General features: G+C 61.1%; 20 protein-coding genes and 1 pseudogene. 9 read left to right on the plus strand and 12 right to left on the minus strand.

From position 1 onward, the window contains the following. Positions 1-96: 96 nt before the first annotated feature. Positions 97-882 (plus strand): annotated as a pseudogene (locus tag RCH06_RS16730) (MFS transporter); the annotation flags it as partial. Positions 883-1,026: 144 nt separating this feature from the next. Here RCH06_RS16730 and queC read toward each other — a convergent pair. After that, positions 1,027-1,803, minus strand: coding sequence for a 7-cyano-7-deazaguanine synthase QueC (gene queC, locus RCH06_RS16735; protein WP_327082598.1), 777 nt, complete (start codon positions 1,801-1,803; stop codon positions 1,027-1,029). A 230-nt stretch (positions 1,804-2,033) separates the two neighbouring features. Between queC and osmF the strand changes: the two genes are divergently transcribed. The 4 genes from osmF to RCH06_RS16755 are packed head-to-tail and all read left to right on the plus strand — an operon-like array spanning position 2,034 to position 5,996. Beyond that, a complete protein-coding gene (gene osmF / locus RCH06_RS16740; RefSeq protein WP_327082599.1) occupies positions 2,034-2,960 on the plus strand; it encodes a glycine betaine ABC transporter substrate-binding protein OsmF in 927 nt (308 codons plus the stop codon). A 39-nt stretch (positions 2,961-2,999) separates the two neighbouring features. Further along, a complete protein-coding gene (locus tag RCH06_RS16745) occupies positions 3,000-4,214 on the plus strand; it encodes an ABC transporter permease (protein WP_327082600.1) in 1,215 nt (404 codons plus the stop codon). A gap of 43 nt (positions 4,215-4,257) precedes the next feature. Further along, positions 4,258-5,226 (plus strand): ABC transporter ATP-binding protein, encoded by a 969-nt coding sequence (locus RCH06_RS16750; RefSeq protein WP_327082601.1) that lies wholly within the window; start codon positions 4,258-4,260, stop codon positions 5,224-5,226. After that, the gene (locus RCH06_RS16755; RefSeq protein ID WP_327082602.1) at positions 5,223-5,996 is read left to right on the plus strand and encodes an ABC transporter permease; all 774 of its coding nucleotides are present in this window, start codon (positions 5,223-5,225) and stop codon (positions 5,994-5,996) included. The genes RCH06_RS16750 and RCH06_RS16755 overlap by 4 nt, the downstream gene beginning before the upstream one ends. Positions 5,997-6,027: 31 nt before the next feature. On the opposite strand, the gene RCH06_RS16760 is transcribed toward RCH06_RS16755, so the two are convergent. The 4 genes from RCH06_RS16760 to RCH06_RS16775 all read right to left on the minus strand — a co-directional run bounded on the left by RCH06_RS16760 (position 6,028) and on the right by RCH06_RS16775 (position 8,282). Further along, complete coding sequence (locus RCH06_RS16760; RefSeq protein WP_327082603.1) at positions 6,028-6,279, minus strand: GlsB/YeaQ/YmgE family stress response membrane protein; 252 nt, start codon at positions 6,277-6,279, stop codon at positions 6,028-6,030. Between the two features lie 59 nt (positions 6,280-6,338). Further along, positions 6,339-6,896 (minus strand): hemerythrin domain-containing protein, encoded by a 558-nt coding sequence (locus RCH06_RS16765; protein WP_327082604.1) that lies wholly within the window; start codon positions 6,894-6,896, stop codon positions 6,339-6,341. Positions 6,897-7,173: 277 nt separating this feature from the next. Beyond that, positions 7,174-7,422: a hypothetical protein gene (locus RCH06_RS16770; RefSeq protein WP_327082605.1), complete on the minus strand. Its 249-nt coding sequence runs from the start codon at positions 7,420-7,422 to the stop codon at positions 7,174-7,176. Then, positions 7,419-8,282 (minus strand): DNA/RNA non-specific endonuclease, encoded by an 864-nt coding sequence (locus RCH06_RS16775; RefSeq protein WP_327082606.1) that lies wholly within the window; start codon positions 8,280-8,282, stop codon positions 7,419-7,421. The genes RCH06_RS16770 and RCH06_RS16775 overlap by 4 nt, the downstream gene beginning before the upstream one ends. Before the next feature lie 258 nt (positions 8,283-8,540). Here RCH06_RS16775 and RCH06_RS16780 point away from each other — a divergent pair, with 258 nt between their 5' ends. After that, the gene (locus tag RCH06_RS16780; protein ID WP_442799712.1) at positions 8,541-9,827 is read left to right on the plus strand and encodes a lytic murein transglycosylase; all 1,287 of its coding nucleotides are present in this window, start codon (positions 8,541-8,543) and stop codon (positions 9,825-9,827) included. Positions 9,828-10,167: 340 nt separating this feature from the next. On the opposite strand, the gene RCH06_RS16785 is transcribed toward RCH06_RS16780, so the two are convergent. The 4 genes from RCH06_RS16785 to glmS form a co-directional block, all read right to left on the minus strand. After that, positions 10,168-10,677, minus strand: coding sequence for a nucleoside deaminase (locus RCH06_RS16785; RefSeq protein ID WP_327082608.1), 510 nt, complete (start codon positions 10,675-10,677; stop codon positions 10,168-10,170). Positions 10,678-10,788: 111 nt separating this feature from the next. Then, entirely contained in the window at positions 10,789-10,959 is a 171-nt protein-coding gene (locus RCH06_RS16790) for a hypothetical protein (protein ID WP_327082609.1), read from the minus strand. Beyond that, on the minus strand, positions 10,956-11,264 hold the full coding sequence (locus RCH06_RS16795; RefSeq protein WP_327082610.1) for a hypothetical protein: 309 nt from the start codon (positions 11,262-11,264) through the stop codon (positions 10,956-10,958). Before RCH06_RS16795 ends, RCH06_RS16790 begins: the two co-directional genes overlap by 4 nt. A gap of 284 nt (positions 11,265-11,548) precedes the next feature. Next, a complete protein-coding gene (gene glmS, locus RCH06_RS16800) occupies positions 11,549-13,399 on the minus strand; it encodes a glutamine--fructose-6-phosphate transaminase (isomerizing) (RefSeq protein WP_327082611.1) in 1,851 nt (616 codons plus the stop codon). Between the two features lie 135 nt (positions 13,400-13,534). On the opposite strand from glmS, the gene RCH06_RS16805 reads away from it, so the two are divergent. Further along, positions 13,535-14,020 carry an Lrp/AsnC family transcriptional regulator gene (locus tag RCH06_RS16805; protein WP_327082612.1) on the plus strand — a complete coding sequence of 162 codons (486 nt, stop codon included), beginning with the start codon at positions 13,535-13,537 and terminating at the stop codon, positions 14,018-14,020. A gap of 825 nt (positions 14,021-14,845) precedes the next feature. Here the strand turns inward: RCH06_RS16805 and glmU are convergent. Both glmU and RCH06_RS16815 read right to left on the minus strand, forming a co-directional pair. After that, a complete protein-coding gene (gene glmU, locus RCH06_RS16810) occupies positions 14,846-16,267 on the minus strand; it encodes a bifunctional UDP-N-acetylglucosamine diphosphorylase/glucosamine-1-phosphate N-acetyltransferase GlmU (protein WP_327082613.1) in 1,422 nt (473 codons plus the stop codon). 153 nt (positions 16,268-16,420) lie between these two features. Beyond that, positions 16,421-17,179 (minus strand): Crp/Fnr family transcriptional regulator, encoded by a 759-nt coding sequence (locus RCH06_RS16815; RefSeq protein ID WP_327082614.1) that lies wholly within the window; start codon positions 17,177-17,179, stop codon positions 16,421-16,423. A gap of 87 nt (positions 17,180-17,266) precedes the next feature. Here RCH06_RS16815 and RCH06_RS16820 point away from each other — a divergent pair, with 87 nt between their 5' ends. After that, positions 17,267-17,671, plus strand: coding sequence for a BLUF domain-containing protein (locus tag RCH06_RS16820; protein WP_327082615.1), 405 nt, complete (start codon positions 17,267-17,269; stop codon positions 17,669-17,671). A gap of 30 nt (positions 17,672-17,701) precedes the next feature. Here RCH06_RS16820 and RCH06_RS16825 read toward each other — a convergent pair whose 3' ends face one another. Beyond that, positions 17,702-18,241 (minus strand): DUF2917 domain-containing protein, encoded by a 540-nt coding sequence (locus tag RCH06_RS16825; RefSeq protein ID WP_327082616.1) that lies wholly within the window; start codon positions 18,239-18,241, stop codon positions 17,702-17,704. Between the two features lie 138 nt (positions 18,242-18,379). Here RCH06_RS16825 and RCH06_RS16830 point away from each other — a divergent pair, with 138 nt between their 5' ends. Next, positions 18,380-19,390, plus strand: coding sequence for a LysR substrate-binding domain-containing protein (locus RCH06_RS16830; RefSeq protein WP_327082617.1), 1,011 nt, complete (start codon positions 18,380-18,382; stop codon positions 19,388-19,390). Positions 19,391-19,497: the final 107 nt, after the last annotated feature.

Here is a 19,497-nt window from a genome sequence, read left to right on the forward strand (position 1 = left end):
ATAAAATCAAAACGCGCAACACCGACCCCCGGTCACGTTCGCCGGAATACCGGTCACGTTGCCGGAATCAGCGGTCACGTTCACCGGAATACTCAAATGGGCGCGGGCGCTATCGTGGCCGCGCTGTTTTTGCCGCGCCTGCGCCAAATGATGGCTAGAGACACGCTGGTGCTGCGCTCGGTCATGCTGCAGTCGGCGTCAACCTTCGCGATGGCGCTGGCGCCCAATGCCTGGGTTGCCGTGCCGGCCATGATTTTGAACGGCATGGCCTGGATCACCTGCGCCAATGCGCTCAGCGTGTCGGCGCAGCTGGCCCTGCCCGACTGGGTGCGGGCGCGCGGCATGTCGATGTACCAGATGGCCATCATGGGCGCCAGCGCGCTGGGCGCGGCGCTGTGGGGCCAACTGGCGACCGTCACCGATGTGCCGACTGCGCTGCTGGTGGCGGCCGCCAGCGGCACCGTCACCCTGCTGCTGGCGCAATACTGGGTGCGCGACCTGAGCATCGAGGAAGACCTGACGCCTTCGCGTGAATTCAAGACGCCGGTGGCCGATGCGCCGCCCGGCGTGGGCCGGATGGTGGTGACGATTGAGTACCTGGTCGAGCCTGCGCGCAGCGACGATTTCGTCAAACTGATGCGGACAAGCCGCCGCAGCCGCCTGCGCCAGGGCGCGCTGCAATGGGAACTGCTGCGCGACGTGAACCAGCCGGGGCGCTTTGTCGAGCAGATCGTCGATGAATCGTGGACCGAACACCTGCGGCGTTTTGACCGGGTGACGGCCAGCGACGTGGCGCTGCGCGAGCGCAAGCTGGCCTTTCACATCGGCGACGGCCCGCCGGTAGTGACGCGCTGCGTGGTGGAAGCGCTGGCGCGTGGTTGATGTGCCCCCACGCTCCCCACTGCGTGGGGTTCGCTGTCCCCCGAGGGGGCGCTGCGCCTGCGGCCCGGCGAAGCCGGTTCCGCGGCCCCTGCTGGATGATGCGGGGAGGGGCCGACGTTTCGTCAGCGCCTCTGCCTGAAACGTTCAGGTGACTGCTTGGCTGGTGTAGCGCTGGTAGCCGCGCGCGCGCAATTCGCAGGCCGGGCATTCGCCGCAGCCATAGCCCCAGTCATGCCGGTGCGTGCGGTCGCCCAGATAACAGGTATGGGTGTGCTCAATGATCAGGTCCACCAGCGCCTGTCCGCCTTGCGGCACACCTGATTGCGCGCCCAGCGTGTACGCCAGCCGCCAGGTGTCGGCCTTGTCAATCCACATCAGCGGGGTTTCAATGAGAAAGCGCTTGTCCATGCCGAGCGACAACGCCAGTTGCATCGCCTTCATCGTGTCGTCGCGGCAGTCGGGGTAGCCTGAAAAGTCGGTTTCGCACACGCCCGTGACCAGCACTTGCAGGTCGCGCCGGTAGGCCAGCGCGGCCGCCAGCGTCAGAAACAGCAGGTTGCGCCCCGGCACAAAGGTGTTGGGCAAGCCCGAACTTTCCATCTTGAACGCCACGTCGCGCGTCAGCGAGCAGTCGCTGACCTGGCCCAGCACGGCCAGGTCAAGCAAATGGTCTTCGCCCAGCTTGGGCGCCCACTGGGGGAAACGGTTTTCGATTTCGCGCAGCACATTCAGGCGCGCCTCCAGCTCGACCTTGTGGCGCTGGCCGTAGTCAAAAGCGATGGTTTCGACGCGCTCGTATTTACTGAGCGCCTGCGCCAGACAGGTGGTGGAATCCTGGCCGCCTGAAAACAAGACCAAGGCCGTGGTATGGGCGCGCGGGGAAGCCGACATCGAGGAGGAAATAGCAGCAGGGATGTTCATGGTAAAGGACAAAATTTTTCGTATTGTCGCCCGGATCGGCTGGCAGAAGCCGCTTCTGGGCAGGCACCGCCTGTCGCCACACGCAGGGCATCACAGGGTGAAAGAACCGGCATTTTGAACTGGTCAACAAGTGCTTCGCAGCGTTTCACGCTATAAACCCAAATCCTCAAATGCTTCACGGCGCAGTCAATGGCCTGCGCTGCAGCCACTTTCCCCTGAAAGGTTTTTTTATGCGCAAGCTTTTTTCCCGTGGCTGGATGATGGGTGGCACCGCACTGTTGCTACTGGCCTCGGCGTCGGTATTTGCACAGCCAGCGGTGCGCGTTTCGTCAAAAATCGACACGGAAGGTTCGCTGCTGGGCAGCATGATGCTGCAGGTGTTGGAGGCCAACGGCATCAAGACGGAAAACAAGCTGCAGCTGGGCACCACGCAGATCATGCGCGGCGCCATCACTGCCGGTGAAATCGACCTGTATCCCGAATACACCGGCAACGGTGCTTTTTTCTTTTCCGATGAAAAGAATCCGGCCTGGAAAAACGCCACCACCGGCGACGAACGGGTGAAAAAGCTGGACGCCGATAAAAACAAACTCGTCTGGCTGCCCGCCGCACCAGCCAACAACACCTGGACTATCGCGCTGCGCAAGGATGTGGCAGAAAAAAACAAGCTCAAATCACTTGCTGATCTGGGCCCATGGCTGGCAAAAGGCGGCCAGTTCAAGCTCGCGGCGTCCGCCGAATTCATCGAACGCAGCGACGCCTTGCCGGCCTTCCAGACGGCCTACGGCTTCAAGCTGAACAATGCGCAACTGTTGACACTGGCCGGCGGCGACACCACCGTGACCATCAAGGCCGCCGCGCAGCAAACGTCGGGCGTCAATGCCGCCATGGCCTACGGCACGGACGGCGCGATCGCTGCGCTGGGGCTGGTGGTGCTTGACGACCCCAAGGGCATTCAACCGATTTATGCGCCTGCGCCTGTGGTCAGGGCGGCCACGCTGGCGCAATACCCCAAAATCAGGACCGTTCTTGAGCCGGTTTTTAAAACGCTTGATGGCCCCACGCTGCAGGGACTCAACGCCAAAATCGCGGTCGAGGGCCAGGATGCCAAAAAAGTCTCTGCCGACTACCTGAAGGCCAAGGGCTTCATCAAGTGATGGCCTTGCGCACGTTGTTTTGCCGCTAAAACAGTCGCCGTGAAACGGATCCAAAACCGCGTCTTGCTGTTGCTGCTGACATTGGGTATCGCAGCGGCAACGGGGCTGGCTTTTTTAACCCATGCGCCCAACCGGCTGGTGTCGGGCGTGGGTATTTCACTGGCGGACGTGCTGCGCGGCAGCGAAGGCTCGGCGCAGGCGCTGATGCTGCTGGCCACGCTGGGGCCGGCGCCGCTGCTGGGCGCAGCCATCTTCATGCGGCCCCGGCGCGGGCTCCATATTCTGGTGGCCGTGGCCGCAAGCGCGCTCTTGACCGGCCTGGTGTGGCTGGCCGCCCACCATGCCCGGCAGCTCGCAGGGTTGGCGGCTGATCCGGCAACAGGCCTGAGTGCCGGAATTGAACGCACGTCATTTGGCGGGGCTTTATGGGTGCTGGCTGCGCTGGCCTGGCTGGCGGCCACCGACGCCATCGCGCATTTGCAACTGAAGCCTGCATGGCGCTTGCTGGCCAGTGCGGCAGTCGTCTTGCCGGTCGTCGTGTCTATTGCTTCGGGCATGCTGGACGCGTTGTCGTTGCTCAAGGAATATGCCAACCGCCAGGACGTGTTCAACGCAGCATTGCTGCAGCATGTGACCCTCGTTCTGGCCAGCCTGACGCCCAGCCTGCTCATTGGCGTGCCGCTGGGCATCGCATCGGTACGGAACACCGCCCGGATGAATGCCTTGCGGCCTGCGCTGTTTGCCAGCCTCAACATCATCCAGACCATTCCGTCGATTGCCCTGTTTGGGCTGCTGATGGCGCCGCTCGCACTGCTGGCGGCCAGCGTGCCGTTGCTGGCCCAGTGGGGCATCAAGGGCGTGGGACTGGCGCCTGCGGTGATTGCACTGACGCTGTATGCACTGCTGCCCGTGGTTCGCAGCACCGCCGCCGGGCTGAGTCAGGTGCCCCGGCCCGTGATTGAGGCCGCGCAGGGCATGGGCTTGAGCCCGCGCCAGATTTTCTGGCAAGTGGAAGTGCCTCTGGCGCTGCCGGTTTTTGTCTCGGGCCTGCGGGTGGCAGCGGTGCAAACCATCGGCATGGCGGTGGTGGCGGCCTTGATTGGCGCGGGCGGGTTTGGCGCCATCATGTTCCAGGGCCTGCTGGGCGGTGCGCTGGATCTGGTGCTGCTGGGCGTAGTGCCGGTGGTGGTGATGGCTGTGGTGGTCGATGCGCTGCTCAAGACCGTCGCCGCGTCTTTGGCGCATGCGTACTGATGCTTGCGCCAGCCCTTGAATAAATTAACCAGGCCCAAGCCCGATGATTGAACTGCAGCATGTCTCCAAGAGTTTTGAGGGCCTCAAGGTCATTGACGACCTGTCGCTGGAAATTGCGCAGGGTGAATTTACCGTGATTCTGGGCAGCTCCGGCTCCGGCAAATCGACGCTGCTCAAGATGATGAACCGGCTGGTCGAGCATGACAGTGGCCGTATTCTTTTTGCCGGCGACGAAATTCGCAGTCTCCAGCCCGAAGCCCTGCGCCGCCGAATGGGCTACGCCATTCAGTCGGTGGGTCTGTTTCCGCACTGGAGCGTCGAAAAAAACATTGCCACTGTGCCTGCGCTGCTCAAGTGGCCCAAAGCGCAAATTGACGCGCGCGTCACCGAGCTGATGACGCTGCTGCAACTCCCGCCAGAGCGCTATCGCAAGCGCTTTGCGCACCAGCTTTCGGGCGGTCAGCAACAACGCGTCGGGGTGGCGCGGGCGCTGGCAGGTAACCCGGAAGTGCTGCTGATGGACGAACCCTTTGGCGCGCTGGACCCGGTCACGCGGGCTGCGCTGCAACTGGAAATCGCGCGCATTCACCAGGTGTTTGGCAAGACCATCGTGCTGGTGACGCATGACATTGAGGAGGCACTCAGCCTGGCGACGCGCATTGTCCTGCTCGACAAGGGGCGCATCGTGCAAAGCGGCACGCCGCTGCAGATGCTTTCGGCGCCAGCAAATGATTTTGTGCGCGATTTTTTCGGCCGCAGCGATGTGGGCATCAAGCTGCTCGGGTTGCAACAGGTGGCCAGCCGCATCCGGCCCGCTACGGGACTTGAACTGACAGACGGTGAACCCATACCCGCCACGCTCAGCCTGCGCCAAGCGCTTTCGATTTTCCTGTCACGCCGTGTAGACCGCCTTGCGGTGGTTGACGCTGAAGGCCTGCGCATGGGGAGCCTTGCGCTGCAAGACCTGCTGCCGGTGTCCAGCCGACCCGACCAGCAAACCACACGGCCATGAAGCACATGCCCGCTGCGCAAACAAGCATGCGCCCGGCATTTTTTGCAGACACCCTGCTGTGGTGGATGCTGGCCTTGCTGGGGGCCATGACGTTTGGCATGGGCGAACTCAAGCCATTTTTCAGCGCGCTTTTCCCTGCGCTGGAAAGACCAATTTATGCGCAAGACAGCTTTTTCAGCCTGCTGCTGGCGCATCTGAAAATCGTGGGCTTGTCGAGCAGCGTGGCCATCATCGTGGGCGTGGCTGCAGGCATTTTTGCCACACGCCGCAGCGGCCGGGAATTTCGCCCGCTGATCGAAACTGTGGTGTCGGTCGGCCAGACTTTTCCACCCGTCGCGGTGCTGGCAATTGCAGTGCCGCTGACCGGTTTTGGCGAGATGCCGGCGCTGATTGCCCTGACGCTGTATGGCGTACTCCCAGTGCTGCAAGCCACGCTGGCCGGCATCGAATCCGTGTCTGCACCCACGCTGGAAGCCGCAGAAGGGCTGGGCATGCGCCCGTGGCAGCGCTTGTGGGGTGTTGAGTTGCCGCTGGCTGCACCGGTCATTCTGGCCGGCGTGCGCACCTCGGTCATCATCAATATCGGCACTGCGGCTATTGCATCGACCGTGGGGGCCAAAACGCTGGGGCTGCCCATCGTCGTGGGCCTGAGCGGCTTCAACACCGCTTATGTTATTCAGGGTGCCGTGCTGGTGGGCTTGCTGGCCGTAACCTTTGACCTGGCTTTTGAAAAGCTGGCGAAACAGCTGGTGCGCTGGCAAACCGCCTGAATGCGGGTGGCAGGTTCAGGCAAGATTTCAATCAGCCTTTACGACCCGTCACCATACGGTAGAGGAACAGCAAAATAATGGCGCCCACTATTGCGGCGATAAACCCGGCCGACTCGCCCACCTGGTAAAACCCCATGAAGCGGCCCAGGTACGTGGCAATGATGGAGCCCACGATACCAATGATGGCCGTGATGAAGAACCCAGCCGGGTCGCGGCCAGGCATCATGAACTTGGCAACGATGCCGACGATGAAACCGATCAGGATGGTCCAGATAATGCTCATGAAATTCTTTCAGCTTGGGGTGTACGGTTGAAATGACGGGGTGAAAAAACTGGAAAAATTCAGTGCGCGGTTGCGGCTTCAAGAGCAGGCTTTGCCATGTCACGGGCGCCCTCTTCGGCCATCAGGGCTTGCTTGCGCAGCTTTAGCTGTTCGGCCAGTTTGACCAGATCAAGCTTTGTCTTGCGGGCCTGAGCAAACATCTCGCTGCGTTCCTCCTTGACGTGATGGTCGATGTATTCGCCCAACACGGTAACTTTGGCGTCAAACATTTCATCCTTCGCCTCCATCTCCAGGATCTGGGCAATCAAGTCCTTGGCGCTGGCGTGTTCAACGGTGGCCTCGTTCATCAGGGCATCGTCCTTGATGGCTTTGCGCACGGCAGGGTAAAAAATTTCTTCCTCGATCGTCGCGTGAACCGTCAGCGCCTTGCATATCTGGTCAGCCAGCTGGCGCTTTTTGGCTGGCGAGCGGCTGCGGCTTTCAACCAAGGCTGCATACTCTTTGAACATGGCTTTGACCGCCTTATGGTCGGCATCCAGCAAGTCGCAGGCGTCCTTTTGCCGTTTGGCGGGAGCAGATTTTGCAGTGGCAGTTTGAGCTGTGCTTTTGGTGGCCATGACAGGGGTTTCCTATGGATTATTTATCGTGGGCCGGCTCCTTGCCGGACAGATAAGAGGTTCACATAGCGGCACGCAATCCTTTGTCAGAAAAAGCGCCAACAGACGTAGGAATTTTCACAATTTACCGATAGGCCGGCGTGCGCCTTGCAGCATCATCAACGATGAGAAGCCCGGTGGGACGCTGGCAAAAACAAACAGGACACCCCCGCTGCACGGCCCTGAAAAGCGCACCATGCTGGTCAATGCCAGGACGGCGAACCCGATTCGATGCCCCTCAAAAAGGGTTTTTAACCACCTTGGCGGCGTGAATTTTGACCGCATCGGGAAGCTCTTGCTCAGCCTCCAGCGCCTTGACCACCTGCTCCATCAGCACCAGAATTTCCCTGGCCAGGGCTAAGCCCGCCTTGTCCCGCGTCAGCACCACATCGCCCGTCAGAGAGACACGGTCGGTGCGGTTTTCCACCTCCAGCGCACCGATACGGATCACGTCGCTTTCATTCGCATAGGGTTTGAAGTCACTCATGGCATGCCTTGTATTTTTTTAATGCGGTTGTACACGTCGATGAGCAGCGCGATGAAGTCGCGCAGCGTGAACTCATCGGCTTTATGGGGTGTCTTTTTACCGCTTTGCCGCGAAACCGGCTTGGGCAGCGCCATGCCTGCATCACGTACTTTCTGCGGCACGCCGGGCAGCAGGCTGATACCAGTCATTTTTTCCAGTTTCGCAACTGTCATGACCGCATAGTCGCCGGTTTCGTCATTGGTGACCAGATAGGCGCCAGCCCGCTGCTGCGCCGGGCTGTAGATCACTTTCCACAGATGCGTAGGCACCACAACGTTGCCGACTTTCTTCAGGTTGGCGCCGATGAAAGCCGGGCCGGTGACCACGTAGAGTTCGCCTTCGGTGCTCGCCAATTGCCGCGCTGCGCCTTCGATATCGGCCCAGACGCCGGCATTGTTCTCATGCACTTGAGGCACCATATTGGCGAGTGAAAAAGACTCGGCCTGCGCCTTGCGCGTCGCAAAGTCGGCATTCGGCGCCATATGACCGCGGTCATAGCCAGAGCGTTCGTAATCACGGAGTTCGGCACGGTCGCCTTCGGGCAAGGCGTCTTCGGCATGAAAGGAATCCTTGCGCGACAGCTGGCTGGCACTTTTCAGGTTTTTGCGCGTCAGATGCTCGGCCGCGTACAGCGGCGTGCGTGTCACGCCCGAATGCAGCACGGCAAAAGCCCTGAAGCAAAGCGCCTGAGTGCGCGGCCGCAGCTTGGGGTTGGAAATAACAGGCGCCTGGCCAGCAGAAAAGTGCTGGGGACAGGCAGTGTCTGCCAGGGCGGCAGTGCTGACCAGGACGGCGAGAGAAAAAACCAGAGAACGAAGCATGCGTAAAAACCGGGGAATAAGTTTTGAAGGGGCGCCAGTGTGCCTCAGGCCGGCATCAGCCTGCAGGACAGCCTGATTGAAGCCCCACTTCGCGCAACCGGCTGGGAGGGGCCGAATTGACCCGCCCGGCGGCGCAGCGTACGCACGGCGGATGGCAGCCTCGTTCATGAACCCCGGAACCGCTGCGCGCAGTACACCGTCATGCGCGCTGTGGCCTTGAAATCAATCTGGTTCTGTTCAGCGGCGAGAATGACGGGAATGAAAACACCCTCCCATTTTCCCGCGTCAGGTCACTGGCTTGCTCCCGTAGTGCTGGCAATCTTTGCGGTGGCGGGCTGCGCGTCCGTACCTTCACCCCCCCCCAAGCTGACCGCCCCCGCGACGGCCCCCGCCAACCCGACGCCAACCGAATCCGGCGAGGCAACGGAAAGCCAGAAGTTTGCCCAATGGGTGGCCGAATTCAGCACCTTTGCCAGCGCAGCCGGCATTGACGGGGCGACGCTTCACAGCGCCTTCGACAACGTGCGGCTGGTGCCGCGCGTGATCCAGCTGGACCAGTCGCAGCCCGAGTTCACCCGCACGGTGTGGAGTTACCTTGACAACGCGGTATCGCCGCAGCGGATCACCAAGGGCAAGGGCAAGCTGCTCCAGCTGCGCCCCCAGCGCGACGCGCTGACTGAGCGCTACGGTGTGCCGACAGAAATTCTGGTTGCCATTTGGGGAATGGAAAGCAATTACGGTGGCTACGTCGGCGACATTCCGACCATTGATGCGCTGGCAACGCTCGGTTTCGAGGGTCGGCGCGAGGCATGGGCACGGGGCCAGTTGCTCGCCGCCCTGAAAATTTTGCAGAACGGTGATATTGACCGTGCCCAAATGATCGGCTCGTGGGCCGGCGCGATGGGGCAGACGCAGTTTTTGCCTTCCAACTTTCTGGCCTATGCAGTTGATGCCGATGGCGATGGCCGACGCGACATCTGGGGCAGCGTTCCCGATGTGATGGCGTCAACCGCCAACTTCCTGGCCAGCTCCGGCTGGAAGGCGGGCCAGCCGTGGGGACTGGAAGTGACATTGCCGCCCGGATTCGACCATGCGCGCGCCGACGACGCGGTGCGGCTGCCCGCGTCGGCCTGGGCCAACGAAGGCGTGCAACCGATGAACCGCATGCCGCTGCCGGCGCTGACCGACAGTTCCATCCTGCTTCCGGCGGGTGCGCGCGGGCCGGCTTTTTTGGTGGGCCCTAACTTTCGCACGATCTTGCGTTACAACAATTCGACCAGCTATGCGCTCGCCGTCGGCCTGCTGGCGCAACAAGCTGCCGGCGGCGCTGCGGTACAGGCATCCTGGCCGCGTGATATGCCGGCGTTGGCGCGCAGCCAGTTGCTGGCGCTGCAGACGGCGCTGAATGCAAGCGGCTTTGACAGCGGCACGCCCGACGGCGTGATGGGCCCGGCTACGCGTGATGGCATACGCCGCTACCAGCGCAGCCTGGGGCTGCCGGCGGACGGTTATCCGACGCTAGACCTTTTGCAGCGCCTGCAGTGAGGCGACGGGCTCAGCGCCTTGACGCTGGGGCTTGGCGAGCGGGCAGCCGCCAACCGTCCAATCGTCGCCGTTGCTGATTCCGGTCAAACTTGACCGTCTTTACATCGCTTAATTAACCAGGCTTTTTTCCGGGTTTGCATGGCCGGCAACGTTTTTTTTCTGAGGCATTGAAGCGGTGAACTACCCCGGCTGTTCATGCGGTTTGGCAACGTACCAACTTGACAGTTCCCAAGCCTGTAACGCCGAACTCACTTGCGACGTTGCAGCCGCTGAAGTTCCATGTCGGTCTGATGTAGTCCCGGTCTGTCCTGCTTGAGCTGCCCGATAGCAAGAGGTGAGCCTACAGATTGCCGTGACTGTCGGCAGGCAATACCGCGTCGGGCGGATAGTAAAGCTGCGCACATTCCTGGCGCAGCACGCCATCGGTGAAAGTCAGGTCGTCACGATAGGCCTTGGCGATGAAATCGAGTGTGTCGACATGCCGCACTTCAAAATACATCTGGTGAACGTCGTCGCGCCCTGCCCCGAACACAATACGGCCCACCTTCGACCAAATCGAAGCCATGGTGCACATGCCGCAGGGTTGCAAGGTCGAATAAAGGGTTGCACCGCGCAACTCGCCGCCCAAATTTTCGTCGTCAGCCACTACAACCCCGGCGCGTCTGAATGCCACCATCTCGGCATGCGCTGTCGCGTCATGCAAGGTTTGGCATTCGTTGTGCGCAGAGCCAATGATTTTTCCATCCCGCACGATGACGCAGCCAATCGGCGTCGTAGCAGGATCAGTGCCGCGCGAAGTCGCTACCGCGAGCGCCTCGCGCATCCAGTGTTCATCAGTATTTGCCGGCATTCGTTACCTTTTGGTTAAATAAATTCCGGTTTGGCCCGGCAAAAGCAAAGGTTGCCAACCTGTTGTGCAAGGCGCTCGCAGCCTGCATCAAACGAAAGCTTTCCAGCCGTTTCAGGAACCGTTTTTCTGCCTGACTGCCATGGCCACAATCAGCGCACCGGCGGCAACCACCAGCGCGTCCTCGATCAGACCGCTGCGCGTCTGCCCCATGCGCGCCATCGCCCGTTCGCGGCCAGCCAGCGTCAGGTAGGCAAGGGGCACGGCAGTTGCGACTGCAGTCATGGCACCGGCCTGCTCCCGACCCCGGGGGCCAAGGCAGCGCCTGCGATACCTGCGCTCATGACGAGCGCCAACAGCCCCAAAAATACGGTGCGGTCAGGCGCTGACTTCATTTTGTCGCCGAACAATTCACCCACGCCCATGGCCAAGGCGCCAAACTTGAAAAGCGGGTGATCCAAAACGACAAGTCGCCCCGGCGTGCGATAGCCCAAAAGCCGCGCTGCCGCGATGCTGGCCATGGGCGTCATGGAACGCGCACTGGCAACCGCGCCAATCAAGGCAGAGAAACGTAATCCAGAAAATCCCATGTTTTTTCCTCAGGTAATACCAACAGGGCAAGTCTTCTGGATGCAGCATCCTGAGCGCCCCGGTCAAGCACGCTATTTGCTGTAGGAAAAAAGCGAAGACGGGTAGCGCGGCTGCGTGATCATGTGATGACGTTCGCAATCGGCTGTAACAGGCAGCCGACCGCGCTTTTCATGCTCCCGCCGTTCAAGTCTTCGAGCCTCGTCTTTGACAGGTTGCGCCTGCCCTCACTCTGAGCAGTTCAGGGCTTCAAATACGCGGCTTCTTTTGCAAGGCGATGAATGGCTTATTCCACCGTCACGCTCTTGGCCAGATTGCGCGGCTTGTCTACGTCGGTTCCACGCGCCAGCGCCGTGTGATACGCCAGCAACTGCAGCGGCACGACGTGCAGCAGCGGACTGAGCGCGCCGTAATGCTCTGGCATACGGATGACATTCACCCCTTCGCTGCTTTCGATGTGGCTGTCGGCATCGGCCAGCACGTAGAGCACGCCGCCCCGCGCGCGCACTTCCTGCATGTTGCTTTTGAGCTTTTCCAGCAGCGCATCGTTCGGCGCCACGGTGACGATAGGCATGGCATTGGTGACAAGCGCCAGCGGGCCGTGCTTGAGTTCACCGGCTGGATAGGCCTCGGCGTGGATGTAGCTGATTTCTTTCAGCTTGAGCGCGCCTTCGAGCGCAATCGGATAGTGCATGCCGCGCCCGAGGAACAGCGCATTTTCTTTTTTGGCAAAATCCTCGGACCAGCTGATGAGCTGCGGCTCCAGTGCCAGCACGGCCTGCAGCGCGGCGGGCAGGTGGCGCAGGGCTTTCAGATGCGCGGCTTCTTCGTCTTCGCTCAGCCGGCCTTTGGATTTCGCCAGCGCCAGCGTCAGCAGGAACAGGCCAGCCAGCTGGGTGGTGAAGGCCTTGGTCGAGGCCACGCCAATTTCAACACCGGCACGCGTGATGTAGGCCAGCTTGCATTCGCGCACCATGGCCGAGGTGGCCACGTTGCAGATGGTCAATGTCTGCGTCATGCCCAGGCTTTGCGCGTGGCGCAATGCGGCCAGCGTGTCGGCGGTTTCGCCGCTCTGGGTGATGGTGACGATCAGCGTGCGCGGATTCGGCACCGAGGTGCGGTATCGGTATTCGCTGGCAACTTCGACCTGCGTTGAAATGCCGGCAATGTCCTCCAGCCAGTATTTGGCTGTGCAGCCGCTGTAGTAGCTGGTGCCGCAGGCCAGGATGAGCACCGAATCGATACCCTGAAACGTCTGCTCCGCTGCATCGCCAAACAGATCCGACGCGATGCCGACCACGCCCTCCAACGTGTCGCCAATGGCGCGCGGCTGCTCGAAGATTTCCTTTTGCATGTAATGGCGGTAAGGGCCAAGTTCAGCCGCGCCGCTGTGCGCATAAACGGTCTTGACTTCACGCAGGACGCGCTGGTGGTGGCGGTCAAAAATCCAGTATTTGCCCAGTTGCAGGTCGACCAGGTCGCCTTCTTCCAGGTACACGATCTGGTTGGTAACACCGGCCAATGCCATCGCGTCGCTGGCCAGAAAGGTTTCGCCGTTCTCTTCACCCACGCCCAGAATCAAGGGCGAGCCGGCGCGCGCCCCGACGACGCGGTGCGGCTCGTCTTTGCAAAAAGCAGCAATCGCATACGCGCCGTGCAGTTGCGCCACGGTGGCCTTGAGCGCCTCGAACAAGTCGCCGTCATACAGGCTGTCCATCAGGTGCACGATGACTTCGGTGTCGGTCTGGCTGTCAAAGGTATAGCCTTTGGCCTGCAGGGCGGCGCGCAGCTCGTCATGGTTTTCAATGATGCCGTTGTGCACCAGCGCCACCTTGCCCGGACGGCTGGCACTGTCAGCGCCGATGCCGTGGCTGAAATGCGGATGTGCGTTGTGTACCGCGGGCGCGCCGTGGGTGGCCCAACGGGTGTGGGCAATGCCGGTGCCGCCTTCGACGTGCTCGGTGCTGACTTGCTGCTGCAGCTCGGACACACGCGAGGTGCTGCGCGCGCGCCTCAAGCCGTCGGCATAGACCGCCACGCCGCAGGAGTCATAGCCCCTGTATTCGAGCCGCTGCAGGCCCTGCACCAGGATGGGAACGATATTTCGGCTGGAAACCGCTGCAACAATGCCGCACATAAAAAATCCTTGAAAAAAATAATGTGCCGATGCTACGCTGCAGCCGTTTTTTCAGGTGATTGATTTCTATCTGAATTTGAAATTTAATTTCATAGATTATTATTTATTGAATTTAATTTCAAATAAACTAGATTCATGGAACAAATAGACATTGATGGCACCGACATCAGCCTGCTTGAACTGCTGCAAACCGATGCCAGCCTGAGCAATCAAGCCTTGGCCGAGCGGGTTCATGTGTCGCCGCCGACCTGTTTGCGCCGGGTCAAGCGGCTGCGCGATGCGGGGTTGATCGAGCGTGAAATTGCCATCCTGCAGCCCGACAGGCTGGCGGCGGCGCTGGGCCACGGCCTGACGGCGCTGGTTGAAATTTCGCTGGATCGGCAGGGGGCAGAGTGGCTGGAAGCGTTTGAGGCGCGCGTGGTGCTCGATGACGCGGTGCAGCAGTGTTACCGCGTGTCGCCGGGGCCGGACTTCATGCTGGTGGTGCATGTGGCGGATATGCCGGCTTATCTGGCGCTGGCGCAGCGGCTGTTTACCAGCGATGCAAATGTTCGCAATGTGAAGGCATTTTTCAGCATCAAACGCGCTAAGTTTGAGCCTAAAGTGCTTTTGGTGCAATGAGGACGGGCGTATAGCGCTATTAAATATATAGCATTTTTTTGCTGGCTAGCTGTTTGGTCGCTGGCTGGCGCTGCTTGACTTTGCTGGCCGGGGGTAGCCCGGCGGCTACTCACTTTCTTTGGCTATCGCCAAAGAAAGTAAGCAAAGAAAGGCGACCCCTACTGTCTGCGACCCCTTCGCTTCGCTACGGGGCACCCTGCGGTGCTCAGTCCAGCCGGGGTCTCGTGCAAACTCGCCTTCGGCTCAAACAAGCACGAGCCCTGATCCGTCTGGCCCTGCGCTCCTCAGCGCCGACAGAAGGGGCTGGGGAATGGGATACAAACACGAACACCAACACCAGCAGCCGAACATCCGAACAGCCAAGCAGCCAAGCAGCCAAGCAGCCAAGCAGCCAAGCAGCCAAGCAGCCAAATTCAATCAGACATTGCGCCCAGTTAATAAAAAATGCTACGAATTAAATAGCTGATTGCGCCCACCTACTCTGCGCAAGCGGCACTTTTGACTCCGAATCCGCTCCCGAATCCCTTCCCCACCCCGTTCTGGCTGGGCCTGTGATACCCAGGTAAAGCGGGATCAGGGCGAGCGATTGTCTGAGCCGAAGGCGAGTTCGAGCTCGACCCCCGCTTTGCCTGGGCAGCACAGGTTGCCCGAAGGGCCCCAGCCAGTCGGGTCGCCTTTCTTTTGCTTACTTTTCTTTGGCGAAGCAAAGAAAAGTGAGTTGCCGCCGGGCAACCCCCGGCCAGCCAGCCTAAGCAAAGAAAAAAGCACTACGAATAAAATAGCAGCCAGCGCACGAAAGCATTGCGCAAGCAGCCCAAAACCCCCTCAATCCTTGGCTTTCTTCAAAGGCCGCGACCAGTCAGCAATGTTCACCTGCTTGCCGCGCGCCACGCTCAAAGAGCCCGCCGGCAAGTCCTTGGTGATGGTCGAGCCACCGCCCACCGTGCTGCCCGCGCCAATCGTCACCGGCGCCACCAGCACGCAGTTGCTGCCAATATGCACATCGGCCTCAATCACCGTGCGGTGCTTGTTTGCGCCGTCGTAGTTGGCGGTAATGCTGCCAGCGCCATAGTTCACACGCTCGCCAACGGTAGCGTCGCCCAAATACGCCAAGTGGTTGGCCTTCGCGCCCCGGGCCAGCGTGGAATTCTTGACCTCGACAAAGTTGCCGATATGCACTTCGGCCCCCAATACCGCGCCGGGCCGCAAGCGGGCAAATGGGCCAATCAGCGCGCCCTCGCCCACCGTAACGCCGAGCTTTTCGCCGTCGATGTGGGTAAACGGATGAATCACCGCGCCGGCCCCAATCTCGGCGTTCGCAATCACGCAATTCGCGCCAATGCGCACGCCTTGCCCCAAGCTGACCTGGCCGTCAAACACGCAATTCACATCAATCTCGACATCCGAACTGCAGGTCAAGGTGCCGCGTACATCCAGCCGCGCCGGATCGGCCAGGCGCACGCCCAGCTCCATCAGGGTGACGGCCAGGCGCTGCTGGTACACGCGCTCCAGTTCGGCCAGTTGCACCGGGCTGTTGACGCCGGCGACCTGCGCGGCGTCCGTGATCTGGTGCGCCACCACGGCCACGCCGTCGGCCACGGCGAACTTCACGATGTCGGTCAGGTAATACTCGTTTTGCGCATTCTTGTTGTCCAGCCGCTCCAGCCAGCGCCGCAGCAGCCGCGTCGGCACGGCCATGATGCCGCTGTAGATTTCATGAATGGCGCGCTCGGCTTCGCTGGCGTCTTTGTGTTCGACGATGGCACGCACTTGGGCGGATGCCTGCGTGCCGGCGCGCACGATGCGGCCGTAGCCGGTCGGGTCGGCCATGTTGAGTGTCAGCAGCGCCAGCCGCTGGCCGTCCGACTGCGCCAGCAGCGCCTGCAGCGTAGCGGCTTGCGTCAGCGGCACGTCGCCCGACAGCACCAGCGTGATGCCGTCGTCCTGCAATTCAGGCAGCGCCTGCTGCACCGCATGGCCGGTGCCAAGCTGCGGCTCCTGACGCGCAAATTTCAAGCTTAAATTGGCTGCAGCGCCCGTTCTGCCTGCGCAAGCTGCTTCTACTTCTGTAGCACCATGCCCGGTAATCACCACCGCCTGTCGCGCTGACAACTGCGCCGCGCAGTCCATCACATGCGCCAGAAGAGCACGGCCACCCAGGCGGTGCAGCACCTTGGGCAGGCTGCTTTTCATACGTGTGCCTTTGCCGGCGGCCATGATGACGACGTCGATGGGATGGGTTGCCATGAAGTTTCCTGTGAAGTTGGGGAAGATGAAAGACCAAGGGCGCAATGCCCGGCGGCGCGGAAAGCGCCTGTTTTTTCGTAGCCGGATTATCCCTGTGCTGCGCCTTATGCAGCGGGCGTCATAGCGCCGCAAGGTATCAAGCCAACGGCGAGCCTACAAAAGCGGAACCCTGCGCAGCGGCTTGTCGTAATACTCGGCCAGTCGCTGCAGCGCCTTGGGATTCAGCAGCCACAGCCGCCCGTTGCGGATTTCATGCAGCCCCAGTTGCTGCAAACGCCGCATGGTTTTGTTGGTATGCACCAGCGACAGCCCCAGCGTGTCGGCAATGTGCTGCTGGTTGATGGGAAACGCCACCGAGCCGTCCTGCACCAGTCCCAAGCGCTCCAGCCGCCGAAACAAATGCATCAGCAGCATGGCCACGCGTTCAACGGCGGTGCGCCGGCCCGCCGTCAGCAAGTTGTCGTCGACCATGCCTTCTTCGCGCGCGGCCAGCCAGGTGATGTCGTAACCCAGGCTGGGATAGCGGCGGAACAGCGCCCACAGATCTTCGCTTGGAAACACGCACAGGCTGATGTCGGTGACGGCTTCAATGCCATGCATGGCGCCGTCGCTGAACTCCTGCTGCAGCCCGATCAGGTCACCCGGCAGCAGGAAATTGAGGATTTGGCGACGCCCGTCGCTCAGCGTCTTGTAGCGAAAAGCCCAGCCGGCATACAGCGTGAACAGCTTGCCGTTGGCGTTTTGTTCGTGAATCAGGGTGTTGCCCGCCAGCAACATCAGCGTGCTGCTGCGAAACGACTCAATAAAGGCCAGCTCGTCGGCAGAAACCGGCGTGAAGGCACCGGTTTGACGCAAGCGGCAAGCGCTGCAAGCGGGCGGACACGGGATGGATTGCGACAGTGAAGTGTTCATAAAAACCCAAAGTGACGCCAATTTGCTGCGCTGTGTCTTTTGACATTGCCGGGCAGCCAACTGACCACTACATTTTCGCCTACACCTATGCACACCTCTACCGATATCCAGGAAATCATCTATGTCAGCACTTTGGCCGCTGACGAGCCTCTGCGCGCTGTCGCGGACATCGCTGCGAAGTCGCGCACGGCCAACCGCCGTCGGGACATTACCGGCCTGCTGGTGTTTGATGGCATGAATTTTTGCCAGCAACTGGAAGGCGGCGCGCAGGAGCTGGCGGAGTTGATGGCGCACATCCAGAAAGACCCGCGCCACACGCAAGTTACCGTTGTACATCGTGGGCCGCTGGACAAGCGGCGGTTCTGGAATTTCAGCCTGGGTTACACCTCGGCAGAAGACATCGAGGCGCTGGAGCGCCTGCGTCAACTGCAGGGGCAGCCCGCCGTCGATGCGTTTGTGGCGCTGATTTGCGGGCTGGATGTGAATGGCTGAGGCCAGTCCATGCCCAGCCATCGGTGCGGTTTATTGCAGTATCCCGGCCAGCTTGACCACGCTGCGGTGCACCAGGCCCTGCACGAGCCGCATTGACGCCTCTGCTGCCAGGCCCAGCGCCAGACGCAAGTCCTGCAGCGGCTGAAGCACCTTCAGACGCGACCCGGCAAGCACCAGTCCGGTCACGGTGCCGCCTGCAGAGGTGGCATGCCAGCTGAAACGGGTCAACGCGCCATCGGTTGCGTCGCAGGTTTCCATCACCACCACAGCCCCTGCGGCCAGCGGCACGCCTTCGCCAGCGCTGCAAAAATGATCGCCTGCCATCGCACTCACGCTTGAGGCGGCGTCACTGAAAGTGATCCAGACCCGGCCTTGCACGATACGCAAGACGCCAGCCTGCCGGGCCTGCAGGGTGAACGCCTGGCGGGCTGGAAGCAGACCCTCACAGGCCGAAGCCATGTTGTGCGCGGTCAAGGCAGACGGCGCCGCGCAGGCGTCGCCCGCCAGGCTGAAGGGAAAGGGCTTCGGCAAGAAGGGCTGTGAAATCAGGGAAGCTTGCAAACAGGGCATGGTGTTCTCCGGTGACAGTCCTGAAATCAGGATGTGAGGCAAGAATGATCTCGCCGCCAGTCCATCAGGTCCAATGAAATCGCGGTACGCTATTCATTCTTAAAACGCATCAATCGCCGGCCACTAATCCACCCGCCCATGCAGCCCGCAACCACCCATTTGCGCTCTCGGCCAATTGCCGCCGGGCAGTTGCGTGCTTTTGAAGCCGTCGCCCGTCACCTTAATTTTCGGGCCGCATCCGAAGAACTGGCGCTGACCCAATCGGCTGTGAGCCGGCAGATCCAGAGCCTGGAAACCGACGTCGGCGTGAGCCTGTTTTTGCGCCACACACGCGCGGTCGAACTCACCAGCGCGGGCGCGCAGCTGCTGCGCGCGCTGGTGCCGTCACTGGAGCGCATCGACAGCGCAGTGCGCATGATCCGCCAGAGCGCAGGCCGCAAAAGTGTGACCATCAGCACCTGGGCCTCGTTTGCCTCGATGTGGCTGATTCCCCGGCTGGAAGCCTTCCAGAGTGAGAACCCCGACATCGACATCCGCATCGACGCGACGGACGTGTCCGTGGACCTGGAAACTGCCGATGTGGACCTGGCGCTGCGCTACGCCGTTCCCAGCCAGGTGCCCAAACAAGCGCAGCGCCTGTTTGGCGAGCAACTCACCCCGGTGGTCAGCCCCTGGCTGCTCCAGAGCGGCCCACGCCTGCAAAACGCACAGGACCTGGCACGCTTTGCGCTGATTGAGGCCAGCGATGCGCACCGCACCCAGCACATGGAATGGCTGAGCTGGCAACGCTGGTTTGATACGCAAAAGCTGATCCGTTTCGAGCCCAAGCGCTGGCTCTATTTCAACTATGCCCACCAGATCACCCAAGCCGCGTTGACGGGTCAGGGTGTGGCGCTGGTGCGTACACCCTTGATTGCCGAAAGCCTGTCTTCGGGCGCGTTGGTCGAGCCATTTCCGCAGTTGCGACTGGACTCGCCGCTGGCCTACTGGCTGATTGTCGGCCCACGCAACGCGGCAAGGCCGGAAGTGCTGGCGTTTTGCGACTGGCTCCAGGCGCAGGCGGCAAAGACGCGGGAAGTGATTGGTGAGACACTGCACACCGAAGAGAATTCGGTGTGCACAACAAACAAGGCGTTAGGGATGGTCTGAATAACTCACCGCAACATCGAGTAGCGGCTCGTTGGTTTTCAAGTGATGGAATTTCAAGCGCAATTTATGGAAATTCCACCGTTTTTACCGCCCACTCGGGCTTTGTT

This window comes from Polaromonas sp. CG_9.5 (assembly GCF_035984465.1).
Taxonomy (GTDB): domain Bacteria; phylum Pseudomonadota; class Gammaproteobacteria; order Burkholderiales; family Burkholderiaceae_C; genus Polaromonas.

Excerpts from the sequence above, each read along its gene's own strand:
- queC (WP_327082598.1), bottom strand. The coding sequence starts at position 1,803 with ATGAACATCCCTGCTGCTATTTCCTCCTCGATGTCGGCTTCCCCGCGC.
- osmF (WP_327082599.1), top strand. The coding sequence starts at position 2,034 with ATGCGCAAGCTTTTTTCCCGTGGCTGGATGATGGGTGGCACCGCACTG.
- RCH06_RS16750 (WP_327082601.1), top strand. The coding sequence starts at position 4,258 with ATGATTGAACTGCAGCATGTCTCCAAGAGTTTTGAGGGCCTCAAGGTC.
- RCH06_RS16755 (WP_327082602.1), top strand. The coding sequence starts at position 5,223 with ATGAAGCACATGCCCGCTGCGCAAACAAGCATGCGCCCGGCATTTTTT.
- RCH06_RS16760 (WP_327082603.1), bottom strand. The coding sequence starts at position 6,279 with ATGAGCATTATCTGGACCATCCTGATCGGTTTCATCGTCGGCATCGTT.
- RCH06_RS16765 (WP_327082604.1), bottom strand. The coding sequence starts at position 6,896 with ATGGCCACCAAAAGCACAGCTCAAACTGCCACTGCAAAATCTGCTCCC.
- RCH06_RS16770 (WP_327082605.1), bottom strand. The coding sequence starts at position 7,422 with ATGAGTGACTTCAAACCCTATGCGAATGAAAGCGACGTGATCCGTATC.
- RCH06_RS16775 (WP_327082606.1), bottom strand. The coding sequence starts at position 8,282 with ATGCTTCGTTCTCTGGTTTTTTCTCTCGCCGTCCTGGTCAGCACTGCC.
- RCH06_RS16780 (WP_442799712.1), top strand. The coding sequence starts at position 8,541 with ATGAAAACACCCTCCCATTTTCCCGCGTCAGGTCACTGGCTTGCTCCC.
- RCH06_RS16785 (WP_327082608.1), bottom strand. The coding sequence starts at position 10,677 with ATGCCGGCAAATACTGATGAACACTGGATGCGCGAGGCGCTCGCGGTA.
- RCH06_RS16790 (WP_327082609.1), bottom strand. The coding sequence starts at position 10,959 with ATGACTGCAGTCGCAACTGCCGTGCCCCTTGCCTACCTGACGCTGGCT.
- RCH06_RS16795 (WP_327082610.1), bottom strand. The coding sequence starts at position 11,264 with ATGGGATTTTCTGGATTACGTTTCTCTGCCTTGATTGGCGCGGTTGCC.
- glmS (WP_327082611.1), bottom strand. The coding sequence starts at position 13,399 with ATGTGCGGCATTGTTGCAGCGGTTTCCAGCCGAAATATCGTTCCCATC.
- RCH06_RS16805 (WP_327082612.1), top strand. The coding sequence starts at position 13,535 with ATGGAACAAATAGACATTGATGGCACCGACATCAGCCTGCTTGAACTG.
- glmU (WP_327082613.1), bottom strand. The coding sequence starts at position 16,267 with ATGGCAACCCATCCCATCGACGTCGTCATCATGGCCGCCGGCAAAGGC.
- RCH06_RS16815 (WP_327082614.1), bottom strand. The coding sequence starts at position 17,179 with ATGAACACTTCACTGTCGCAATCCATCCCGTGTCCGCCCGCTTGCAGC.
- RCH06_RS16820 (WP_327082615.1), top strand. The coding sequence starts at position 17,267 with ATGCACACCTCTACCGATATCCAGGAAATCATCTATGTCAGCACTTTG.
- RCH06_RS16825 (WP_327082616.1), bottom strand. The coding sequence starts at position 18,241 with ATGCCCTGTTTGCAAGCTTCCCTGATTTCACAGCCCTTCTTGCCGAAG.
- RCH06_RS16830 (WP_327082617.1), top strand. The coding sequence starts at position 18,380 with ATGCAGCCCGCAACCACCCATTTGCGCTCTCGGCCAATTGCCGCCGGG.